This window comes from Chryseobacterium lactis (assembly GCF_003815875.1).
Classification (GTDB): Bacteria; Bacteroidota; Bacteroidia; order Flavobacteriales; family Weeksellaceae; genus Chryseobacterium; species Chryseobacterium lactis.
Map to the genome: position 1 here is coordinate 5,542,533 of NZ_CP033924.1, position 19,787 is coordinate 5,562,319.

Genomic DNA, 19,787 nt, shown 5'->3' on the forward strand with positions numbered 1-19,787 from the left:
TGTTTATTGTTTGTAATTGTAATTCAAAGTTTTCGTTTTTTTCCCGGTAAAGCCTCCGGTAGGCTCTTTTTTCCTGCTTAGGGCTTCTTTAAGCTTTCCGGCCGGGTCATACACAAAGCTCTGTCTGATTCCTGAAGGAGAGGTCATACTGGTTACCCCAATGAGCGGATCATACGTATAGGTGGTTATCTTTTTTCCTGTTAATGCCGTTTGTTTTCTAAAATTTGTCAGTACATCAAGCAATAAACCTTCCTTAGCAGGATCGGAAGAATCCTCATTAGAAGCCGAGACAATTCCTGAAGTTAAAGGAGTAGAGACAATCTGATCATAGCTCATGCCTTCCACTTTTACAATAGGCTCTGTTCCATGATACCCCCAAATAAAACTCACCACATTTCCATCCTCCGTGGTATACTGAAGGATATTTCCTTTATCGTCATATTTATTAAAGGTAATATCGGTAGAAGAGTTGCCATTTAACTGATCATAGGAGATCACCGATAATGGTAATACCAGGTTTCCACTTGAGGAAGTCGGTAATGTGGTGGGATAAAGCGTCTCTGTCTTATCTAAGGTCTTGGTTGTATTTTGGGTTGTCAGCGTTGTTGTCGTTTCTAAGGAGATCCCTACCATATTTTTACTGATGAGCAGCGGGTTTCCTTTTTCCTGAGCATAGCTGTAAGTGGTTTCCTGAGTAGTAGGACTTACATCGTTTGTCGTACTTCTTTCTTTACTCAGCTGGTGATGGGCAGGATTATTATAGAAATATTCAGTCTTGCTTTCAAGAGGAGTCCCATTAAAATAATCTGTTGTTTTCTGAGATTCTAAATAGGCAAATCGGCTGATGTTTTTATAATAGACAACATCCATATTGGGATAATCCCCAGTCCAGGTGCCATTATTGGCAATAGGTTCATAAATTTTACGTCGGCTGATCCCTCCTAAGTAAGAGGTTCTGGTAGGGTCTTCGGTATACTTCGTTTCAACCGTTTTTAAGGTGCTTCCCGCATTATCTTTATACAGGGTGAGTAGTTCTTTCCCATTCTTCCAGCCTGAGTTCGTCCAGGGAGCCGAGATAATGGAACCTCCTTTAATAGGATTACCCGGATAATCCGTATCGGAACTGAAGTAATGAACGGTTTTTCCTTTTCCTTCTATTTGTTCTTCCACAGTGTCATAAAAAATATTCGGATTAAAAGAAAATAGCCTGCCTATATTGGATGAAGTAATGGCTGTATAGCTGGACATGGCAGGCTGCGAATTTAAAGAACCGTAACAGAGTGAACCTACCGATCTGTCTTCAACAAATACAGGTTCTCTGGTAACATGAATAGAATATTCCCCGTTATCTCTGATATAATTATATTTTCTGGTGACAGGAAGTCCATCATTAGGCGTATCAATAGTTGAAGAAATTCTATATCCACCTAGGAGTGCATCTCTTAGCTCATACTGATCCTCCTGATCGTAGTAATATATTTGCGCATAGGCATTACAACAAAAAAACATCGCCGTCAGGGTGAATTTCAAAGGTTGATCTTTTACCCCATTTACAATAATCTGACTGCTGTTGTTTAAACTTGAATCCAAATTGGCTATAAGATTACCCGCCTGATCACGCACTTCAAGATGGGCTTCTTGCTTTTGAGTATCTAAATCAGGGCTACCCTGACAATTGCCATAAGGATACAGATAGTTAGAAAGATTAACTTCAACAGGTCCTGTTTTATGAGGGGTCACAATAACTTCTTTAGTAGTAGAAAAGTCATTTTGAGGCGTAAAGGTATTAATTTGCACATTGGTTCTTACCGCGGGAATTAAAACGTTCTCCTTTCTTTTATGGTTTTCATAGTTAAACAAAGTATTTCCTCCTGTAGGGTAGCTCACCATTTTTAAGAGGCCAAAATACCCAAATATTTTACTGACACCTTGGCTAGCTCCATTGTATTGAGGGGCGGTAGGATCAGTACTTACAAATAACTGCGGGACAAGATTCGTATTGACTGAACCATTATAATATCCCCATACATCTCTGGAAAAACTTAATCTCGAAGGTAAAATCTCAGGACTATAATAGGTGAATTTATGGGATGACTGTGTTTTATTATCCCGTATTTCGTTTAAGAAAAGCCTTGAAGCTCCAGTCGTGGTATAATTAAAACTATAATCATCTATAACAATATTATTATGGTACTTTTTGATGTTAGAAAGTTTTGAATAATCTTCATTTTGAGCTGAATAGGTAAAAACAATCGAGTTATTATTGGAATCATATATTTTTTTGAGCTGTTTACCCGCTGCATACTGCTCTGAATCTGCAATAAGACCTAAATTCGGGACTATTGTATAGGGTACTTGAGGACAGCTAGAATGACCATTAGCGTCAGTAACTAAATCTCCATACTTATACTGTTGTACTTTAGTGTAAGTCATTGTTTGAGATTGTGAAAGAATGGTGGTATAACTTACATCCTGATACTCCAAAGTAAGGGTCTGCCCACTGGTGGTAACAATGGAAGAAAGATACCAGGATTGTATATACTGTTGTGGCGGTTGATGTCCTCCGGTATTCAATGTCCTGTTTTGTATATGCTCTGTGGCATTGAAATTATATCTTACCCCATTATCCAGAATAATAGAGAATAAATTTCCGCTATCATTTCTTAGAATTTGGTAATCTTTTTGATCTACCATGATGATTTTACCCGCTTTATTAATCAAAAATTTCACGTTATAGCCACCAAAATTGGCGGAGTACAGATCCGGTTCAGAATCAAAATCATCATTTTCGCAAAATGTCAGGTACGCATCCAGTTGGGTGGCAAAGTTTTCGGTTAGCGGGACATCTCCGCTCCCAAAACTACTTTCTTCATCGGCTCTATCCCGTATGGTTCTGGTGATCACTCCACCCGAGATAAAAGTCCATCCTAGCCCTACAGAGCCGTTCATTTCATCAACATTAATCCCGTTGGAAGCATAATTTAATGAAATAGGAATACTGGTGCCATCCACAGAAAGCTCCGTAATGGGGATATTGATATTGGGGGCTCCGGTGAACATTCCGATAGGAATATTTCCGTACTGACTGAATTTAAAAGATTCCGGGCTTGTGGGTGATATTTTAGGGATATGTTTCCCAGCATTATTCGTATTGGTGGTAAAATCCTGAGCACTCTGCCCATAGAATAAAGCAGAAAGAACGATTCCTGCTAATATTAACGTTTTTTTCATCGGTGTTTATTTTTTAATGAGTTTAGCACTGGCTGTTTTGCCTGCATCTGTTTTGATGGTCACCAGATAGGCTCCTTGAATCAAAGCCTGGGTATTAATCTTAGTGACCTTGTTCTTTGTTTTAAGATTCTGAAGCTGTCTTCCACTCATATCATAGAGTAAAATTTCGACTTCCTTAACATCCTTGAACCCGATTTCTACATACGCATAGTCAGAAACAGGGTTAGGATAAATCTTAATATCGTATTTTTCGATTAATTGATCCACTTGCTTGTCTCCTAACTTTACAATTTTCCAGTTCTCCTTTCCGGATTCTTCAGCGCTGGTTCCGGCAAGGATGATAGAACCGTCTCTGTTTAATTTAAGATCTGAAAGCCGCTCTTCACGCTGGCGGGATTCACCTTTGACATGTTTACGCCATTTCTCATTCCCCTGGGAATCAATATACAAGAGCCAGAACGTTTCATCGTTCTCCTGTATCCTTCCTTCAGCCTGCGTAAAACCGCCTATTAAAAGGCCTTTAGTCTCTTTATCATCAGCTGAATGAATGGAGCTCATTCCCATTAAAACATCGCGATTCCCCAAATTATAAGACTTTTGCCACTGCTCATTCCCATTATTATCAAGAGCGATAAGCCATAAATCCGTTCCTTCTTCTATGCCAACGGTTTTATTGCCGGATTTTTCAGATCGGGATTCTCCACCGATAATATATCCACCAGAAGTTAAAGCAAGGGTTCTTAAATGATCATCTCCTTTCCCTCCATAGTTCTTTTCCCACTGAATCTTACCGTTTTTATCCAATTTTATCACCCAAAAATCTCCTTCTCCATAGTTTTCGGTCTTCTTAGAGTAGATAGTTTCTGACGATGGCTTTGGAGCACCTGCGAGCTGCTTTACATCGCAAACACCACTTCTGGAATACATGCCCAAGAGGGCTCCGCCGTCCATCGTAGGGATGAGCTTCTGAGCTTCATCCACACCACACCCACTTATAATAATCTCTGATTGTATTTTTCCGTCCTTATCTAATTTAGTCAACAGAACATCTTTAGAACCGGGCTTTTGAATATCGCCCACTACAAAGAATCCTAAGTCCGTGGTTTGAATAACCGATTTTGCCTCTTCATCGGCTGAAGTTCCCAGCGTTCTTTGCCAGAGTTCATCCCCAAACTCATTGAGCCTGATAAGCCAGATGTCCGAACCTCCCTTGGAATCGTCTTTCTTATCCCCACCTTTCCCTGAAAATGAGGTGCCTGAAATCAAAAAGCCTCCATCCTGGGTACTGACCGTGGAAGACAAATAATCGTGATTCCCTCCTGAGAAATATTTTTCCCAGGCCTGATTCCCTTGCTGGTCAAGTTTAACCAAATGGAATTCGTAACCCGTATTAGGCTTTTGGCTGTTGGCTTCTTGCAACTGGCCTTTGGCTTGAATACTGCTTCCTGTGATAAGGTATTGACCGTCGATTGTGGTGGTTATTTGGCTTAGAAAATCCTGCGTGGAGGACTTAATATCTCGTTGCCAAAGAAGTTCCTGGGCATCGAAATAGCCCAGAGACATGCATAAGAATAATGCACCTAAGTAATTTTTTTTCATGTGTATTTGAAATTTTGATGTGAATTTAAAAACTAATTATAACTCCCTCTATAGGGAAAACCACATTTATTATATGGGGTTTTTACTGTAGGCTATTTCTAACCCGATAAATAAACTGTTTCCATAAAAATATTGTTTTAAAGTTTGAGTTTCTTAACATGAAGCAAAGCTATTAATCCGTAGCGACAGAACGTGACGTATTATATTACAACCCCGATAAATTTTTCTTTTTTTTTATAAAAAGAAAGGCACGAAGCTGAAGTCAATCTGCTACAGAGGTACCGCGAAGAACCCAACAGCCCAGATATGACTTACAGCCCTCGTGCCCATATTAGGTACAAGGGCGTAAGTCTATCATTTTTAGGGCTGTTTTAGAAAATTCGCGGTTTTCTGTGCTCCAAATGATAGCTTACGCTTTATTTCGTTAAAATCTATGTCACAAATGTAATTATTTTTTTGAAACGATTCATTTTAAAATGAAATTAAACTCATATATTCGTGATATAATATTGAATATGATTTAAGCATAAGCCGATGATATAACGACAGATTGATGCCAAATTGTACAAAACGAAAATACATTATACTTTGTAGTACGTCTATAAACAAAATAAAAGAAATAAAATTATCAGGTGAAACGAACATCTCAATAAAAGTTAGCTTATTTACAATTATTCCTGACAATGTCTCCAGCATAAATATCTTCCATTAGACTGGGAGAAAGTTTGGTTAACTGTCAGAAGAAATTGAAAATTAAAATAGAGGTAGCTATAGCAAAAGATTATTATAAATATCACTTAACCATTTAAAAAATCACAAATGACTTACGAAGAAGCTTTACTAGAAAAAAAAGAAACAGAAAAAAAATTGATAAATGACCAACCAGTTGTAAAACTTATTATTGTACCACAATTAATTAGCGACCAGAAAGAATTTATGGAGTTTTACAAAGAAGATAATTACAAGGATGATCTTTGCCTTTTATTTTCATCAGATGATCAGTATACTGTTCTTATTAGTATTAAATAACCTGTTATGTATTATTAAAACTAATCTATTATTGTTATTTGCATATGTTAGATGGTGGGATATAGATTTAATATGCTCTATTACTATTTCCTATGCACACGCAATGAGATAGGGATAAACTCGGTTGAATTGTTTATTTAAACTTGTTTTAATGTTTGTGATAACCTAAAATACTAAAGAACTTTGAATGAAAAAAAATTACCGAAGACAATTAAGTCTCCGGTAATAATCAAATATTAAAGTTAGTTGGAACGTTTAGTTTGTTTCAAAGATAAGCAATTGTATTTTTTTGTAATACTTTATGTCAAATATAGTAATTCAAGTCATTATTCTATAGTTCTTCAGTCGTATAATGGTAGTAAAATAGTAGTAAATGGTAATTTTTCAGTAATTGTTTTAAGTACTCTATTTTTGATTTTCTTTTTATTAATGGGGGTTTGTGTATATTTTTTTCTTTGAATAAAAATAACAGCCCCTATATAGAATTTATGTATACTTTAGGTCATTTCTGAAGTAGATCTGAAAAGTCCACGTCATTTTTCTCTTGTTTTCTCTTTACTGTTTTAGTTTTTCTATTTGAATAGGAGAAAATAATGCCGGAAGGCTAACTTCCGGCAGGAAACTAATTAATTTAGGGTGAAAAAAATTCAATAAAACAGGACAGAATAATAAAACCGTCCTGTAAAGCTTTTGAATTTAGATTATGAAGAACAAAACTCTCTTTTCATTTGTACTTAATGAAAAGCTTGGTCAAAATTAAAAATATATTTCAATTCAAAGTGATAAATTTTATTAATCTTGTTGTTAACATTTAGAAAATAGATATTCTTATCTTAGAACTTATTAGGTGATTAGAGCTTACCCTGTAGAGATAAAAGCTTTTTTATGGGTAAGAAAAACGGCTAGATTTAATATCTCTTATTTTAAATGATCTATTTTCCTAACGCATGTTGTGACCTTACAAAAACCTTGCTAAATTTCTTTTAAAGGATTGTAATAAAAAAGCCTTCCGTATTGATGTAGGAAGGCTAAACCACAAAATAATGAAAATTTATTTCGATACGAATATAATTCTTTTTTGTTATGCAGAAATATTAAATCATTCTTTATGATCAAATTATGAATAGACAGTATTAGTGCTTTAGTCTATTAACCAATTTATTATATTTGATCAGATTCTTTTATCTCTATAGTCTTTAAAATTCCTTCAATGGTGTTTAACTGTTCTGGTTTGAGCTTCTGTATAGTTTCCTGGTTGAGTATCATTCCATTAATCTGGATCATATTGTTTTGATTTTGTATCAAGGTATTATTAACGTGACTTTGCTGGTTTGCTGATGAGGTGTTTTTCAAAGCTCCTATACATTCTAGATATAACTTAGCTGCTTTCATATCTCCACCAATAGCATGTTGAAATACGGATGACATTATTTTAGATTGCAGAATCCCGAATTGCTCCTGAAACTCCGTATAATAAATACTGTTTTTATATTCTTTCAGGTGTTTGTGTACAGTCTGCCTGCTCAGCTCGGTTTTGCTTGAAATCTCTGTTTTAGTGGGCATACGACCATTCTCTCTGATAAGGACAGAAATTCCCCACATAATATTGATGTGATTCTTTTCCCAAAGCTCATTTTTAACCCTAGGATGCATGATGTCTTCAATCTGAGTACAAAAATTTTCTAATTCATCTCCTTTTAAGCTATTAAGTTTTTGAGTCATTATGTTTAGAAATTCATTTTTATTTGTTTCATCGAGAGTACCCAGGTCTTCTAAAGTGATTTTATGTAATGCCAGTATGGTATCTAAATTATTTTCTGATTCTGTCAACTTTTGTAAACCTTTATGATTTGTTGTAATGGATTTTTTATCTGTTTTCATTTTGCTTTTAATTTAAATTAATGATGTAAAGGATGATTTTTAAATTCTGGGTTGAGATAGGTTTGTTTTTTTTAATGTATGGTTTTGTCCGGTTTGAGGATTATAATTTGTATCAGATTTTTTACGCCTCATCTATAATTTCCGGGAGCTATATCAGCCTAATTTGATAGTAAAAAATCTTTCTGTCTTGTCTTCAGATTAAAGAAATCATGAGAAGTGAAAAATATGAAATACTGGAAACCATATTGCTTATTTGTAACCCGATAAGTTAGTTTTTGATTCTGAGAATCATATTTTTTACATTCTTCTCTGGATCAATCATTTTCTAGGTAGCAGCGCGGTTTATGCTTACAAACTTTGCATATGCTTTTATTGATACCTATTCTTTTTCATTCCTATTTCTATTTCTGTGGAAACCAAAAAACAGTCTTTTTTTTCATAAATCCTATGAATACTGTGTTTTTGATAGGTATTCTCTAGGTGGAAATCTCTAAAAATTTCTGTGTCTGGCATTTTTTCGGGGGTCGCAGCCCCGTAGAAGTAGAACGTTGTAAAGTACCTTTTGACATTATAGACCCCATATCACTGTTTAAAATATAGTTTGAAAGTGGCCTTACCTTATTATATATTGCCTTAATGATCTGATCGATGTAAAACATGAAAAGTATGAAAAGCTGGAAACAATTTTTTTTTACATTGGATAACGAACTCATCTAAGGCGGATTGAGCTTTAAAGTGCTTCTTAGCTCTTCTAATCTTTGAAGATAGGGAAGAAATACCGTTTTACCTGCATTTGCTTTTACAATGGAAAGATGATTTTTAATAAATAGCTGTACATCAGAAATATTTCCATATGAGCCTAATGGAATGGAATTCCAATTTAACAACTCACAGTCCGAAAAGAATGTTTCAAGCTCCTGAATTTTTTTATCCCACATTTTTGATGTTTTATCCTGTTTTTTCTGAGTTCTTGTATTGGGTTGGGTTCCTGGAAATACCCTATGGGATGAAATTATTTGAGTAGGTTCTATTGTATCTGCTTTTTCTGCCGTATTTTCTACTTCAGTCATAGCTTTTAAAGGCTCAGGTAAGTGAAAAGGTTCTTCTCTGGAAGAGGTAAGGTCAATAGATTCTGCTTGCCACTTTTGCCAGTCATATTCCTGTTTAGCTTTGGGCTTATTTCTAAAGAGCTTCCAATCCAGCTTTATTAAAAAATCAGCGAGATCATAGCCTTTGTTTTTGTCATCATCGCCAGATAGAGTTTCTAACAGATCTGAAAAAATAAAACGGGTACCGGGTAGTTTATTCTCCATAGCTTTAGCTTTAGTTTCCCATTCTTTAAAGGTATTCCCGTCTTTTGATAAATCAGGAAAAACAAAAACGTCTCTGTCTTTTAAAACATTGAGCTTACCTAGTGAAAAGCTGCTTTTATTATACACCGCTAACCAGATTAAATTCTTAGAACTTTCCTGAGGCATTCCAAAATATAAACTTCCATAAACAGCCGTCTTGGGTGCTTCTACCAGGGCAACAGGATTCAGGGGGTACTTTTTCAAAAGATGTTCACCAAAGAGGCAAGAGACTTTCTTTTCATTCCCATTATATGCACTCAGCCAACCGGGTAATGGATGGTTGTTTTTGATATACTGCTTTTCTATGATGGAATGTAAAAAATCTGTTCCTATGGTATGATTCTCCTTATCAAATTGTTTTACCTGTACTGCTCTAATATTTCCATCAAAATCAATAAAAGGAAAAGTAACAGCTCCGGCTCTGTACCCTTTGGTTATGCTTCCAAGCTGATAGAGATCTATTACTTTTCCAACCTCATCTCTCTGAAAAGGAAAAGGGACATGATATAAAAGATTAAGAATAAAGATATTTTTGTCATAGCCTTCACTCTCTAAAGTCTTCGTAAAAACATCAATATCAAAATATGTGGGCTTTTTCACTGTCATAAGCTTATTGTGAACATGTGATGTAGATCCTAAAGAAAAATATTTTTGTTTTGTGGAAGTAACTTTTTCCCTTTGGTCAGATATTGTTTCTGCATATTCATCTTTATAGGGGCTGAGGTGATACTCACATTTGCTTTCACGGTCACAACGCCCATATTGCTCTGGTAAATATTCGCTCTCAAAAGTATCGAGATAACGGACAAAGCTTTTTTTGTTACAATGAGGGCAAGGATATTTTTTGCTTCCTTTCTCTAATATATACCTGTACTCTGTTTTCATTTTAGTAGTTTTTTTTGTTTTTCTTGCGACATATCCGTCATGTCTGACATGGATAGAAATTTGAATAAAATATAAATGATTGTACTTTAGTGCATTAATTGTTTGTCATGTCGGGTATGTCGCTTGTAGAAAAAACTTTTTTTCCTGCTCTTTTCTTCTATATTCTGGTATTGTGATCTACTTTTTGATAAAAAATATTTTTGTTTTACGGAAGTAACTTTAGTAACTCCAGTAACTTTTTTGTTAAGCTTGAAAAACCAGTTAATATATTATTCTTGAGTAATGTCTGAAATGATAACTGTAATGTGTTTTTAACATAAGCAAATAGTAATTAAACAGTTGTGATTTTCGCTTTTACCAAATGAAAAACCAGATCAGTTACTAGAGTTACTAAAGTTACTCTCCAGAAAAACATTTTTTTTATGACAGTTTTATTAAGAAGTTTCAATAAATACTGCCAACTGGTTTTGTGCAACTCTATCCACAATCAAACCTAATGTCTTTAACTGTTTTATAAAATTGGTTTTCTTAAAAGGTACATTCCCCTCATCTGTGCAAAAGACTCTGTATTCATAGTAGAGTTCTTTAATGAGCCTATATCTTTTTAAACTGCTTTGATATTCATGATCATTTAAAAACATTTGTACGCTGTTGCTTTCCATTCTGTAATTTTCAACAGCTTTTTGTGCTGCTTCACATTCAGAAAACTGTTTTTGTTCCAATAACCTGTTTAATCCCTCCAGTACCCAGTTAAAAACTCCTGAGAGTTCATTTTCAATGATTTTGGTATGGAGGTTTTTATCCTGCTCTTCCGGTGGAATGGTTACATCAAAAGGAATAATTAAAAATCTTCTGAAATAGGCATTGGTATGCTCTACATCTTTAGGCAGCTCATTGCAGTTAAAAATAAGCTTGGAATATTGTTTTAAGATGAATGGCTCTCCATACGGTAAACGGGCTTCTACGGGTTCTCCAGAAACGAGCTGTTTAAAGGTTGAGGCTTCCAGGTTTCCATTAATTTCACTGGCATAGTTCACCAGTTTATTAGCAATCTTTGCCCTAAAATATCCGTTTTCATTGGTTAGACTTTGAAGAGAGTAACTGCTTACATTTTCCTCACCCAGGAGGGAATTAACTATCTCAAAGAAGACACTTTTCCCATTGGCACCTGTTCCATAGAGTATGAGTGCCTTTTCCTCTTTCAAAGCATTACTACCATGTTTGATAAATACAAAACCAAAGTACTCAGCTAAGACCCTTTGGCGCTCCATGTCCGGTAAAACTTTATTTAAATACGCTTTAAATAATGGGGCTTCTGCTTTAGGATCGTAGATAAATGGGAGTTGATAGCTTATAAAATCATCGCGGTTAAAGGCTCGTAATTGGGTTCCCTGGGAACTAATTTCAAAAGTTCCGTTTAAAAGGTTGATCAGTACCTCATCTTTTTTACTTTCAGGAGTAGGTAAATAAGCAGTGGCTAAAAACTGTTTAAATAATTGTTCCCGGAATAGGTAAAACCTTGCTGAAAATTTAGTGACTCCCATTTCTTCTGAGGTTTCTCCCAAAAACTTCTGGAAGGCTTCTTTATCCAGTTCACTCCAGAAATTGCCATTGTAGAGATAAATAAAATCGTGATTCTTACACAAACCCCAACGATTCTTTTCTGCCAGTCTCAATACATTTTCAATAGATAGAATCAAATAATGTTTGAGAGTAAGTTTGAGCCGGGCCAGTTCTTTACGGATGAGGTTGGCCTGTTCGCTTTCCCTTGGGAGCTTCTCTAGCTCTTTTCTGAGCTCCCCGACCTGTGGAAAGGTCAAGAGCTGAAAATCCAACTGCTCAAACTGAGCTTTTAACGCTTGCAGTACCTGGTCGTGGGGAGTTACCTGAGGACGTGAGTTTAACAACTCCTCCATGTGGTTTGTAAAAGTAGCAGGATTGTTGAGGTCTTCAAATACAGGAGTGAGTTTCATAAGGTATCTGTATATAATGGATTTTACTTCAGTCTGTTTTGGTTGATCAGCTCATCAATCTCATTTCTTTTGAAATAGACTCTGTTTCCAAGGCCATAGGCAATGAGAGTTCCTTCTTTTCTCCAGCGGTGAAGGGTACTTAAGTCAATGGAGAGAATTTTGCAAACTTCCTGACGGCTCAGGTAGTGGGTAGGTTCTTTGGGTTGAAATTCCTGTTTGAGCTGCTCTTTTAGCTCAGGAATGATTTCTTCTTTAATCTCTTTGATTAATTCCGATGGCGTAGTGGCTATAAACTGTATTGCACTCATAATAAATTGTTTTTAATTGTTGAGTACAAAATTGGAGTATTGCAAGGTGCAAGTGTTATCCAGTTTTGGTAACAGTGTATCCAGTTTTGATGCTATAATATTGATCTTCAGCACGATATATCTTAAAAAAACATTCCCCGAAAATAAGCTTCGGGGAATAGAGTACATTCTACCTAAAAACAAAAACTATTTTTCTAACTGTTGGGAGGAAGGGATTTTAAAAAGATTCTGTTTATCATTACTAAACTTATTTTGGGTAAATAAGCACTGTCTGACACTTTCTAAGGGAGGCTGAAACTCTTCCTTGGTAAATTCAAAGTGATCTAAAATCATTTTTGCTGTTCCCTGTACATTGAGGCTGCCATTTTTACGCTGAGGTTCAATATACCCCTTATCCATAAGCTCCGTTAAAATATATCCCAAAGCCTGTAAACTGCCATTAACTTTTATTTTAGGTACATAAGAAATCTGCGGGGGCTGCTCTTCAGCATTTTTTTCTACATCTGCTTTTGCCCCGGATTTTACCCTATGGTAAATACTCCATTGAAAGGCCTTTAATGCTTTTAGTCTCCAATCAATGTACTCTGCTATCCTCACAATAGCAAAATTAAAATTTCGAAATAGTGATTCACTAACCTCCTTACCATGCAAAGGCATATAAGCTTTTAAGAATGGAAGGGCTTTCTGATGAAGGCTATAATCAATCTGATACCCGAAAAATTCATCATATTTAATAATCTCTTCATTATTCATATAGTCATGCAATGTTTTATTTTCAGGAAAAATAGTATGAGTGGCTTTGAAATATTTATGTATTTTATCTACAATATGCCCGGCATATTGCATCATGGTAACTTTCTTCCACTCAAGCACATTTTGATTTTCATCCCAAAATACTTTTTTCTTCTTTCCGTCCTGATATGCTGCAATAAATCTACACTCACTTTTTTCATGATAAGGGAAAATACAGTCAGTAAGGGTAATGGTAATATCAGGGATTAATTGATCCTGCGTGCAATCATAATCTAAAAAGTAATGATATTGGCCTACCAGCTCTTTTAAAAAATCTACCTCATCGGAATCACCGTAATATCCAAACCACTTAGAGAGGTCTGTGGGGTAATTCTTTTCAAATTCTTTATAACTTAAATAAAACGGGATTTCCATAACTTGTGATTTGGAATGCTAAGGTATAAAGCAAATGCGTCAAAGTATGGCGCATTATAATTTACTTGTATATCAATTTTCGAAGTCTAAAAAAATTTGGAAAATTGGAATGTTATTTTTTCCTTTCAATGAGATAGCTCTTAAAAAAAATGTTTTTTTGGAGAGTAACTTGAGTAACTCTGGTAACTTTTTTTATGAAAAATAATTTTGTTTTTTCTGCGACACATCCGGCACGTGCGACACAAGCAGAATCTTAAATAAGCATTAAATCGCTATATTGTAATGTTTTATGTTTTTTTATTTGCTTTGGGTCTCATAGATTTTAATATTTAGATCTATTTTTGATACATTCAAGCAATGTGAGTTTTTATGTCGTTAATATTTCTATTGTTGAGCTTATTCAAACGGTACTTCTTGAACTTCTACCTTATTTATATATTTTCAATACATATACGATTGTAAACACAATGCTCTATTCATGGTGATAAGCTTTTGGAATAAATACAATCCAGAATCAATGCTCATAAATTTTGAAGTTAAGTCTATAGAGATTAGACAATTTTGAACGATCTTATAAAATTTTGTTTTAAATTTAGATATTATATCAACGTATACAAAAGAAATTTTTGAGTTATGAAACTACCTATTGAATTAGGAGATAAGTATATAAACACAGTCCTTTCTAACTTTTCCTTAGAAAATCTTTCGGGTGAAAAATGGAAATGGATAGAAGATTTTGAAAATTATGCTATTTCAAATTACGGACGGATAAAAAGCTTGGAACGATGGGTTGCAACTCCCAACGGAGGAATGCAAAAACTATCAGATAGAATTTTAAAACCACAAGCCTTCAGATATTTTAACAAATATCTAAATACTCATTTTTATAATGTGAGATGTAACCTCTGTGTTGAAGGGAAAATATATGGAAAATCAGTAGCTCGTTTGGTCTACTATCATTTTGTTGAAAAATTTGACATGGACGATCTTTCATTTCGTATGTCTTTTAAAGATGATAATCGATTTAATGTACATTTTAGCAATCTAGAGAAGTTAACTGCCAATAAGGTACGTAGTAAAGCACTGAACAAAGGCAGAGGAAAGAAGGGGAATTATCAGCAGACAGTGAGCCAATACACAGTTGAAGGTGATTTTGTAGCTACCTATGAAAATATTTATGCAGCAAGTGAAAGTCTCGGAATCTCTCCCCCTCATATTTTAGCTGTCATTAATAGAAAAAGGACTACTGCAGGAAAATTTCGATGGTTTGCCAAAGATTATACACTTACTAAAGAAGATTTTATACCGGAAACTAAAAGTAAACCTGAAAAGGCCCTCAATATAAGACTTTGGAAAAGACTCGGACAGCCGCCAATTGATGAAAATAATCCTCCAGCCTGTATGAATTTATTGCTCAAAACTCTTCCTGGTGAAAGTTGGCAGCCACTTCCCAATCTTGAACAATATTTTGAGATTTCAAATAAAGGGAGAGTAAAACGATTAAACAGCTGGACACAAAATAGAAATAAAACTTTTTGGAAAGAACATATCATCTCGCTCTTTGTTCACAGGTCTGATAGTGAAAAATATTTTCTTTACACTAAGTTAAGTTGTAATGGAAAAAGCTATACTATAGCAATTACCCGAATGCTTTATTATTGTTTTATTGAAAAATTTGATCTCAAAAATAGGAATCTGGTAATTGTAAACGGAAATGATTCACAATGGGATATCGATATTTTGAAACTCTCCTTACAGTCCATTAATGATATACTTACAGAAAGAAATAAAACCAAGATCAGAAAAATACTTAATTCAAAAAAAGTATTCAACGATTCTCTCTGGGAGAAACTGAATAGGCCCCGGATTAATATGAAAAATCCACCTGCTATTTTGGATCTATCTCTAAGAGATTTACCAGATGAATATTGGAAACCATTACCTGGTTTTGGCGGTAAATATGTTATTTCCAATAAAGGAAGGATAAAACGATTAAGCGGATGGACCGTTGGCACTCATTTCTATGAAGAAGATCAGATTCTCTCTCTCTGCTTAAAGAAAGCTGAGTCCCCCTATCTTTATTTTCGGCTGCACGCCAAGGAAGATATAAACCCAAAAGTGCTTACACGAATTCTTTATTTTTGTTTTGTTGAAGAATTTGACCTAAATAACAGAACGTTGCGGATAGTTAATGAAAATGAAAGCTTATTGGATATAGATCTATCTAAACTTTCATTACGCTTTATTACAAATGCATTTAATAAAAAGGAAAAATAAGATCCAAGCCTCCAAAAAAGATAGTATTCAAATGATTTGGCCTAGTAATAGATGATTATAAAGCCTGCCTGTTTTGATTTTTTATTTCCCTGAATGTTTTTGCCGTATTTAAAGCGTGGTCGGATGAGGTTTTACCGATGTATTGTAGAAAGGTCGTTTCTGTCTTGTGTCCTGTAATAGCCATGATTTGGGGTGTGGTAAATCTTTTATCTCCATAAAAATTAGTAGCAAAGCTTCTTCTGCAAATATGGCTGCTTACCAGATTGTATTTTGCCGTTTCTCTGATTTCGTTTCTTTTTAATTCATCATTATAAATCCTGCCTTTCATGAGTTGATGGATTCCTGAGAGTTCACATACTTTTTTAATATGCTCATTAAAGAGGGTGGCATTGCTATTGAGGGTTGATCCTCTGAATAAAGGAGGAAAACCTCCATCATATTTTTGTAGAATATGCTCCACCTCATCATGGATGGGAATACTCACGTGTTTGCCTGTCTTGATTTGGATCAAATCTATAAACATGAAACTCTCACCATCAGAATCCGTCTTCTTGAAAATCTTTGTTTTTTTCATATCCAATAGATCACTCACACGCTGGCCTGTATAACAACCAATCAGAAGCCAGTCCCGGGCATGGAGTAAATCTTCCCCTATAATTTGTGCCTTTTTAATTCTTGATATTTCCTCAAAACTTAAAAATACTTTTATCGAGGGAACTTCTTCAATGATCAATCCACTAATCTGAGGATGAATAGTTTTTCCATTTCCCCGAGCATCATATAATATCGTTTTGAAATTCTTTAAGATTCTATTCGAGGTAGATTCCATACACCTTAAATCATCCATGATCCAGTTCTTAAACTCAAACATCACTCTTTTGTCTATCTCAGAAAATACATAATTCTTTTTTTGAAACTTTTGAAAACGTGAAAATTTATCCTCAAGTGTTACATAATGAGCATCAGTCGTCTTTTTGGATTTGGCCAATTGGCGAAGCTCATTATAACCCCTCATATAATTGACCACAATATTATCATCCGTTTTTATATCCACTCTTGAAAAAAAGGTAGTTATTTTCTTTTTAAGCCAATGGCTATCAAATAAAACACCAGCGGCAAAATCCTGATTATATTCCTTCAGTACAAAGTTTTTTAAATCATTTAAATCAGATACCAGGTTTTTATTCTCTGGATTATTTTGTTTGGGTAGAGAGGTTTTATCGCTCCAATCTATAGAGTTAATCTGTAAACCTGTGGCATTACGCATTTTCAGGGACTTTGAAACGGATAATTGCATCTGAATAACGCTGTTCTTTGTTTTTGATCGTAAGTAATAAGTAACCGTTGCCATCTGTTTATATATTAAGGTATAAACAAATATACAAAACTGATATATTGTGTCAAAATTTGTGTCAATATTTTTACATATCAATGGAACTATATAAAATATATTGCAATGGAAAATAAAACGAAAAACACTATATATGTACTGTATATACAAATTCGAGCTCAATTTCACTATCATTACAGAAAATAGCATATTGCATACTTGTAGTTCCTACGGAAATCAAAGATTCGACGAAGTCAATGACAATGTTTGTATGTATCATGTATTTTGTGACGCCAACTTGTTTTGTCATTTCGTAGAAATCTAAGTATCATTTTGGTTGGATAGGATTAATCAATAATTACAACTTTCTTAAAATGAATATTAGTCTTCGATTGTTCCAAAACTTCTGGTTTTAATTCGCCCGGTTTTTCTCATCGAACTTCACATTACGCTCCGTTCCTTTTATTTTTTTATTTCCGAAAGTATAAGTAGCCGACACCGTAAGTCTTCTTGCATCATAATAGTTGTTGAAAGAATGAGTTCCCGTCGTATAAAAGATTTGCCCCCTGCTCCTCGATTGTTTAAAAATATCAGATACCAGCACATTGATCTGAAGACTTTTTTCCATAAGATTTAGCTTCAGCCCGGAAGTTACATTTCCGGTATACTCCCAGTGTATCATTTCAAAATTAGACGGTAAACGGAACCAGTAGTTAAGCACAAACTGAATTGTTTTGCTTTTGTTGAGGGAAAGATTGTTCTGAAAATCAAAATCAAACCCATTTCCTTTTCTGGAAGCAGCATCTGTTGCAAATACTTTTGTTTCCATATATGAAAGATCTGCAGAATAATTGGCTTCCCAGCGTTTGAAGAATGTATCAGAATAATTCAGGGTAAGTCCAACACTGTTCTGATTAAAGAAATTAGCGAAAGTACTGATCCTGTTTTCTCCGCTAAGGTTTACAATCTGGCTGAATCCATCCAAGGTTCTCTGGAAATAAGCTGAAGCAGATAATTTTCCTTTATATACATAGGAAAGTTCAAAATTATGGTTAATAGAAGGCTTCAGGAAGGGATTTCCTGTAAAATAAGAATTGATATTGATATACCACCGGTATGGATTGATGGCACGGAACCCGGGTCTGTTGATCCTTTTTGAATACGTAAGACTGAATGTATTACTTTCATTACTTTTATAAGAGACATAAGCCGTTGGAAAGAACTTCCCGTAGGAATTTTCCGATTGTTGCCCCGAAGTCAGAGAATTTCCTGTGACCGTAGCATATTCGTACCGTAATCCTGCCTTGGCAGACCATTTTTCATTGAAAGACTTCTCAAAACTGATATAAGCGGCATAATTTTTTTCATTGTACTTAAATGCATTACTTTTTTCAGGATCGGTGATATAATTCCCATCGGTGAAATTTTTATAGGATATTTCTGAATTATTATCAAAATTGGTAAACTTCACCCCTGCTTCTGTCTTTGCCCATTGATAAGGCAAGGTCAAATCAGCCTGCCCTGAATAAATTTTATAATCTACCATAGAAGGTGATTTTACCGTAAACTGATCTCCGGAATTTTCCGTTGTCATAAAATCAATTGTCGTCTTGGGAACGTTAGAAAAATAATTTCCGGTGATGCTCAATTTATTGTCTTGTTTTCCAAATTTAAGATCATAATAAGCACTGATCGTTTGCTGAACACTCCTACCCCTGTGCTCAGCTGAAGTCAGTAAGGTATTGGTATAATTTCCATTCTGAAAATAATCTGAAGTATTCACAATATCCATATTAGAATGCCCGAATCCATAATCGTAAATAAATCCCATATTTGATCTGGAACTCAGTAAATAATCAACACTTACATTAGCGCCTAATCCGTCTCCAAAATCCCTTCTGTCGTCAGAACTTTTAAGACCGTCTGCTCCATCTATCCTGTAATTTTCGTAAGAATGCTTTTCATATTTATTTTGTCTCAATTTAATCGAGGAACGCAGCTTTTCATTCTGATAATTCACCGTTACACTGTTTGAAAATCCTGTATAAGTCTGCTGCTGGAGTGATGTTGTAAGACTTCCGCTCCATCCGAGATTCTGATTTTTCTTCAAAACAATATTGATGAGGCCACTGTTTCCCTGAGCTTCATATTTGGCGGGAGGTGTAGTGATTACTTCTATTTTTTCAATATTTTCGGATCGTAAACTTTTAAGATAGGTCACCAGTTCACTTCCAGATAGATTCAGTATTCTTTCATTGATCATAATAGTGACGCCGCTTTTCCCTGCGATCGAAATTCCGGTATTGTCATCCACTTTAATCAGCGGTGTGGCAGCCATAGCCTCTGCACCATCCATTCCCTGAGAGGCAACCGAATTAACGATATTGAAAACCAATCGGTCAGCTTTTCTTTCAATCAGTTTTTTTCTGGCAGTGAGCGTTACGCCTTCAATTTGTTTTTCCTTTTTATTCTCAATAGAAAAATCCTGTTTTACATCTCCATTGATTAACATATCAATAGTGGATATTTCTGAACCATCCTGTATCAGCTTAATATTGTAGTTTCCGTTTTCTAAAACTTTCAGAGAGTAATTTCCGCTTTCATCAGAAATTGCGGTATGTTTTTTTTGATCTTTAACAGCTATTACCTCAACGTACGACAGCGTTTTTCCGGATTGAGTGATCTTACCCGTTAGCGTCTGGGAAAATGCCAGCATCGGTAACTGCAGCATTACAGCAAGTACAATTTTCTTCAT

11 protein-coding genes are annotated in these 19,787 nt (G+C 35.0%); 2 read left to right on the top strand and 9 right to left on the bottom strand.

Annotated elements, in window-relative coordinates; all coding sequences use genetic code 11:
- Positions 1 to 3 precede the first annotated feature (3 nt).
- The gene (locus EG342_RS24725) at positions 4 to 3,231 is read right to left on the bottom strand and encodes a hypothetical protein (protein ID WP_103293802.1); all 3,228 of its coding nucleotides are present in this window, start codon (positions 3,229 to 3,231) and stop codon (positions 4 to 6) included.
- Between the two features lie 6 nt (positions 3,232 to 3,237).
- Entirely contained in the window at positions 3,238 to 4,830 is a 1,593-nt protein-coding gene (locus tag EG342_RS24730; RefSeq protein WP_103293803.1) for a T9SS type A sorting domain-containing protein, read from the bottom strand.
- An 819-nt stretch (positions 4,831 to 5,649) separates the two neighbouring features.
- Here EG342_RS24730 and EG342_RS24735 point away from each other — a divergent pair.
- On the top strand, positions 5,650 to 5,859 hold the full coding sequence (locus EG342_RS24735) for a hypothetical protein (RefSeq protein WP_103293804.1): 210 nt from the start codon (positions 5,650 to 5,652) through the stop codon (positions 5,857 to 5,859).
- 1,161 nt (positions 5,860 to 7,020) lie between these two features.
- Here EG342_RS24735 and EG342_RS24740 read toward each other — a convergent pair.
- From EG342_RS24740 to EG342_RS24760, 5 genes are all read right to left on the bottom strand, one after another.
- A complete protein-coding gene (locus EG342_RS24740) occupies positions 7,021 to 7,740 on the bottom strand; it encodes a hypothetical protein (RefSeq protein WP_103293805.1) in 720 nt (239 codons plus the stop codon).
- A gap of 713 nt (positions 7,741 to 8,453) precedes the next feature.
- Positions 8,454 to 9,977: a DUF6965 family protein gene (locus tag EG342_RS24745; RefSeq protein WP_185126924.1), complete on the bottom strand. Its 1,524-nt coding sequence runs from the start codon at positions 9,975 to 9,977 to the stop codon at positions 8,454 to 8,456.
- 434 nt (positions 9,978 to 10,411) lie between these two features.
- Entirely contained in the window at positions 10,412 to 11,950 is a 1,539-nt protein-coding gene (locus EG342_RS24750; protein ID WP_103293806.1) for a DNA primase family protein, read from the bottom strand.
- 23 nt (positions 11,951 to 11,973) lie between these two features.
- Positions 11,974 to 12,258: a helix-turn-helix domain-containing protein gene (locus tag EG342_RS24755; protein ID WP_103293807.1), complete on the bottom strand. Its 285-nt coding sequence runs from the start codon at positions 12,256 to 12,258 to the stop codon at positions 11,974 to 11,976.
- Positions 12,259 to 12,444: 186 nt separating this feature from the next.
- On the bottom strand, positions 12,445 to 13,425 hold the full coding sequence (locus EG342_RS24760; RefSeq protein WP_103293808.1) for a hypothetical protein: 981 nt from the start codon (positions 13,423 to 13,425) through the stop codon (positions 12,445 to 12,447).
- A 633-nt stretch (positions 13,426 to 14,058) separates the two neighbouring features.
- On the opposite strand from EG342_RS24760, the gene EG342_RS24765 reads away from it, so the two are divergent.
- Positions 14,059 to 15,702 carry an NUMOD4 domain-containing protein gene (locus EG342_RS24765; protein WP_103293809.1) on the top strand — a complete coding sequence of 548 codons (1,644 nt, stop codon included), beginning with the start codon at positions 14,059 to 14,061 and terminating at the stop codon, positions 15,700 to 15,702.
- Between the two features lie 55 nt (positions 15,703 to 15,757).
- Here the strand turns inward: EG342_RS24765 and EG342_RS24770 are convergent, their stop codons facing one another.
- Positions 15,758 to 17,053 (bottom strand): phage integrase SAM-like domain-containing protein, encoded by a 1,296-nt coding sequence (locus tag EG342_RS24770; RefSeq protein WP_164465233.1) that lies wholly within the window; start codon positions 17,051 to 17,053, stop codon positions 15,758 to 15,760.
- 391 nt (positions 17,054 to 17,444) lie between these two features.
- Positions 17,445 to 19,787 carry an outer membrane beta-barrel family protein gene (locus EG342_RS24775; protein WP_103293811.1) on the bottom strand — a complete coding sequence of 781 codons (2,343 nt, stop codon included), beginning with the start codon at positions 19,785 to 19,787 and terminating at the stop codon, positions 17,445 to 17,447.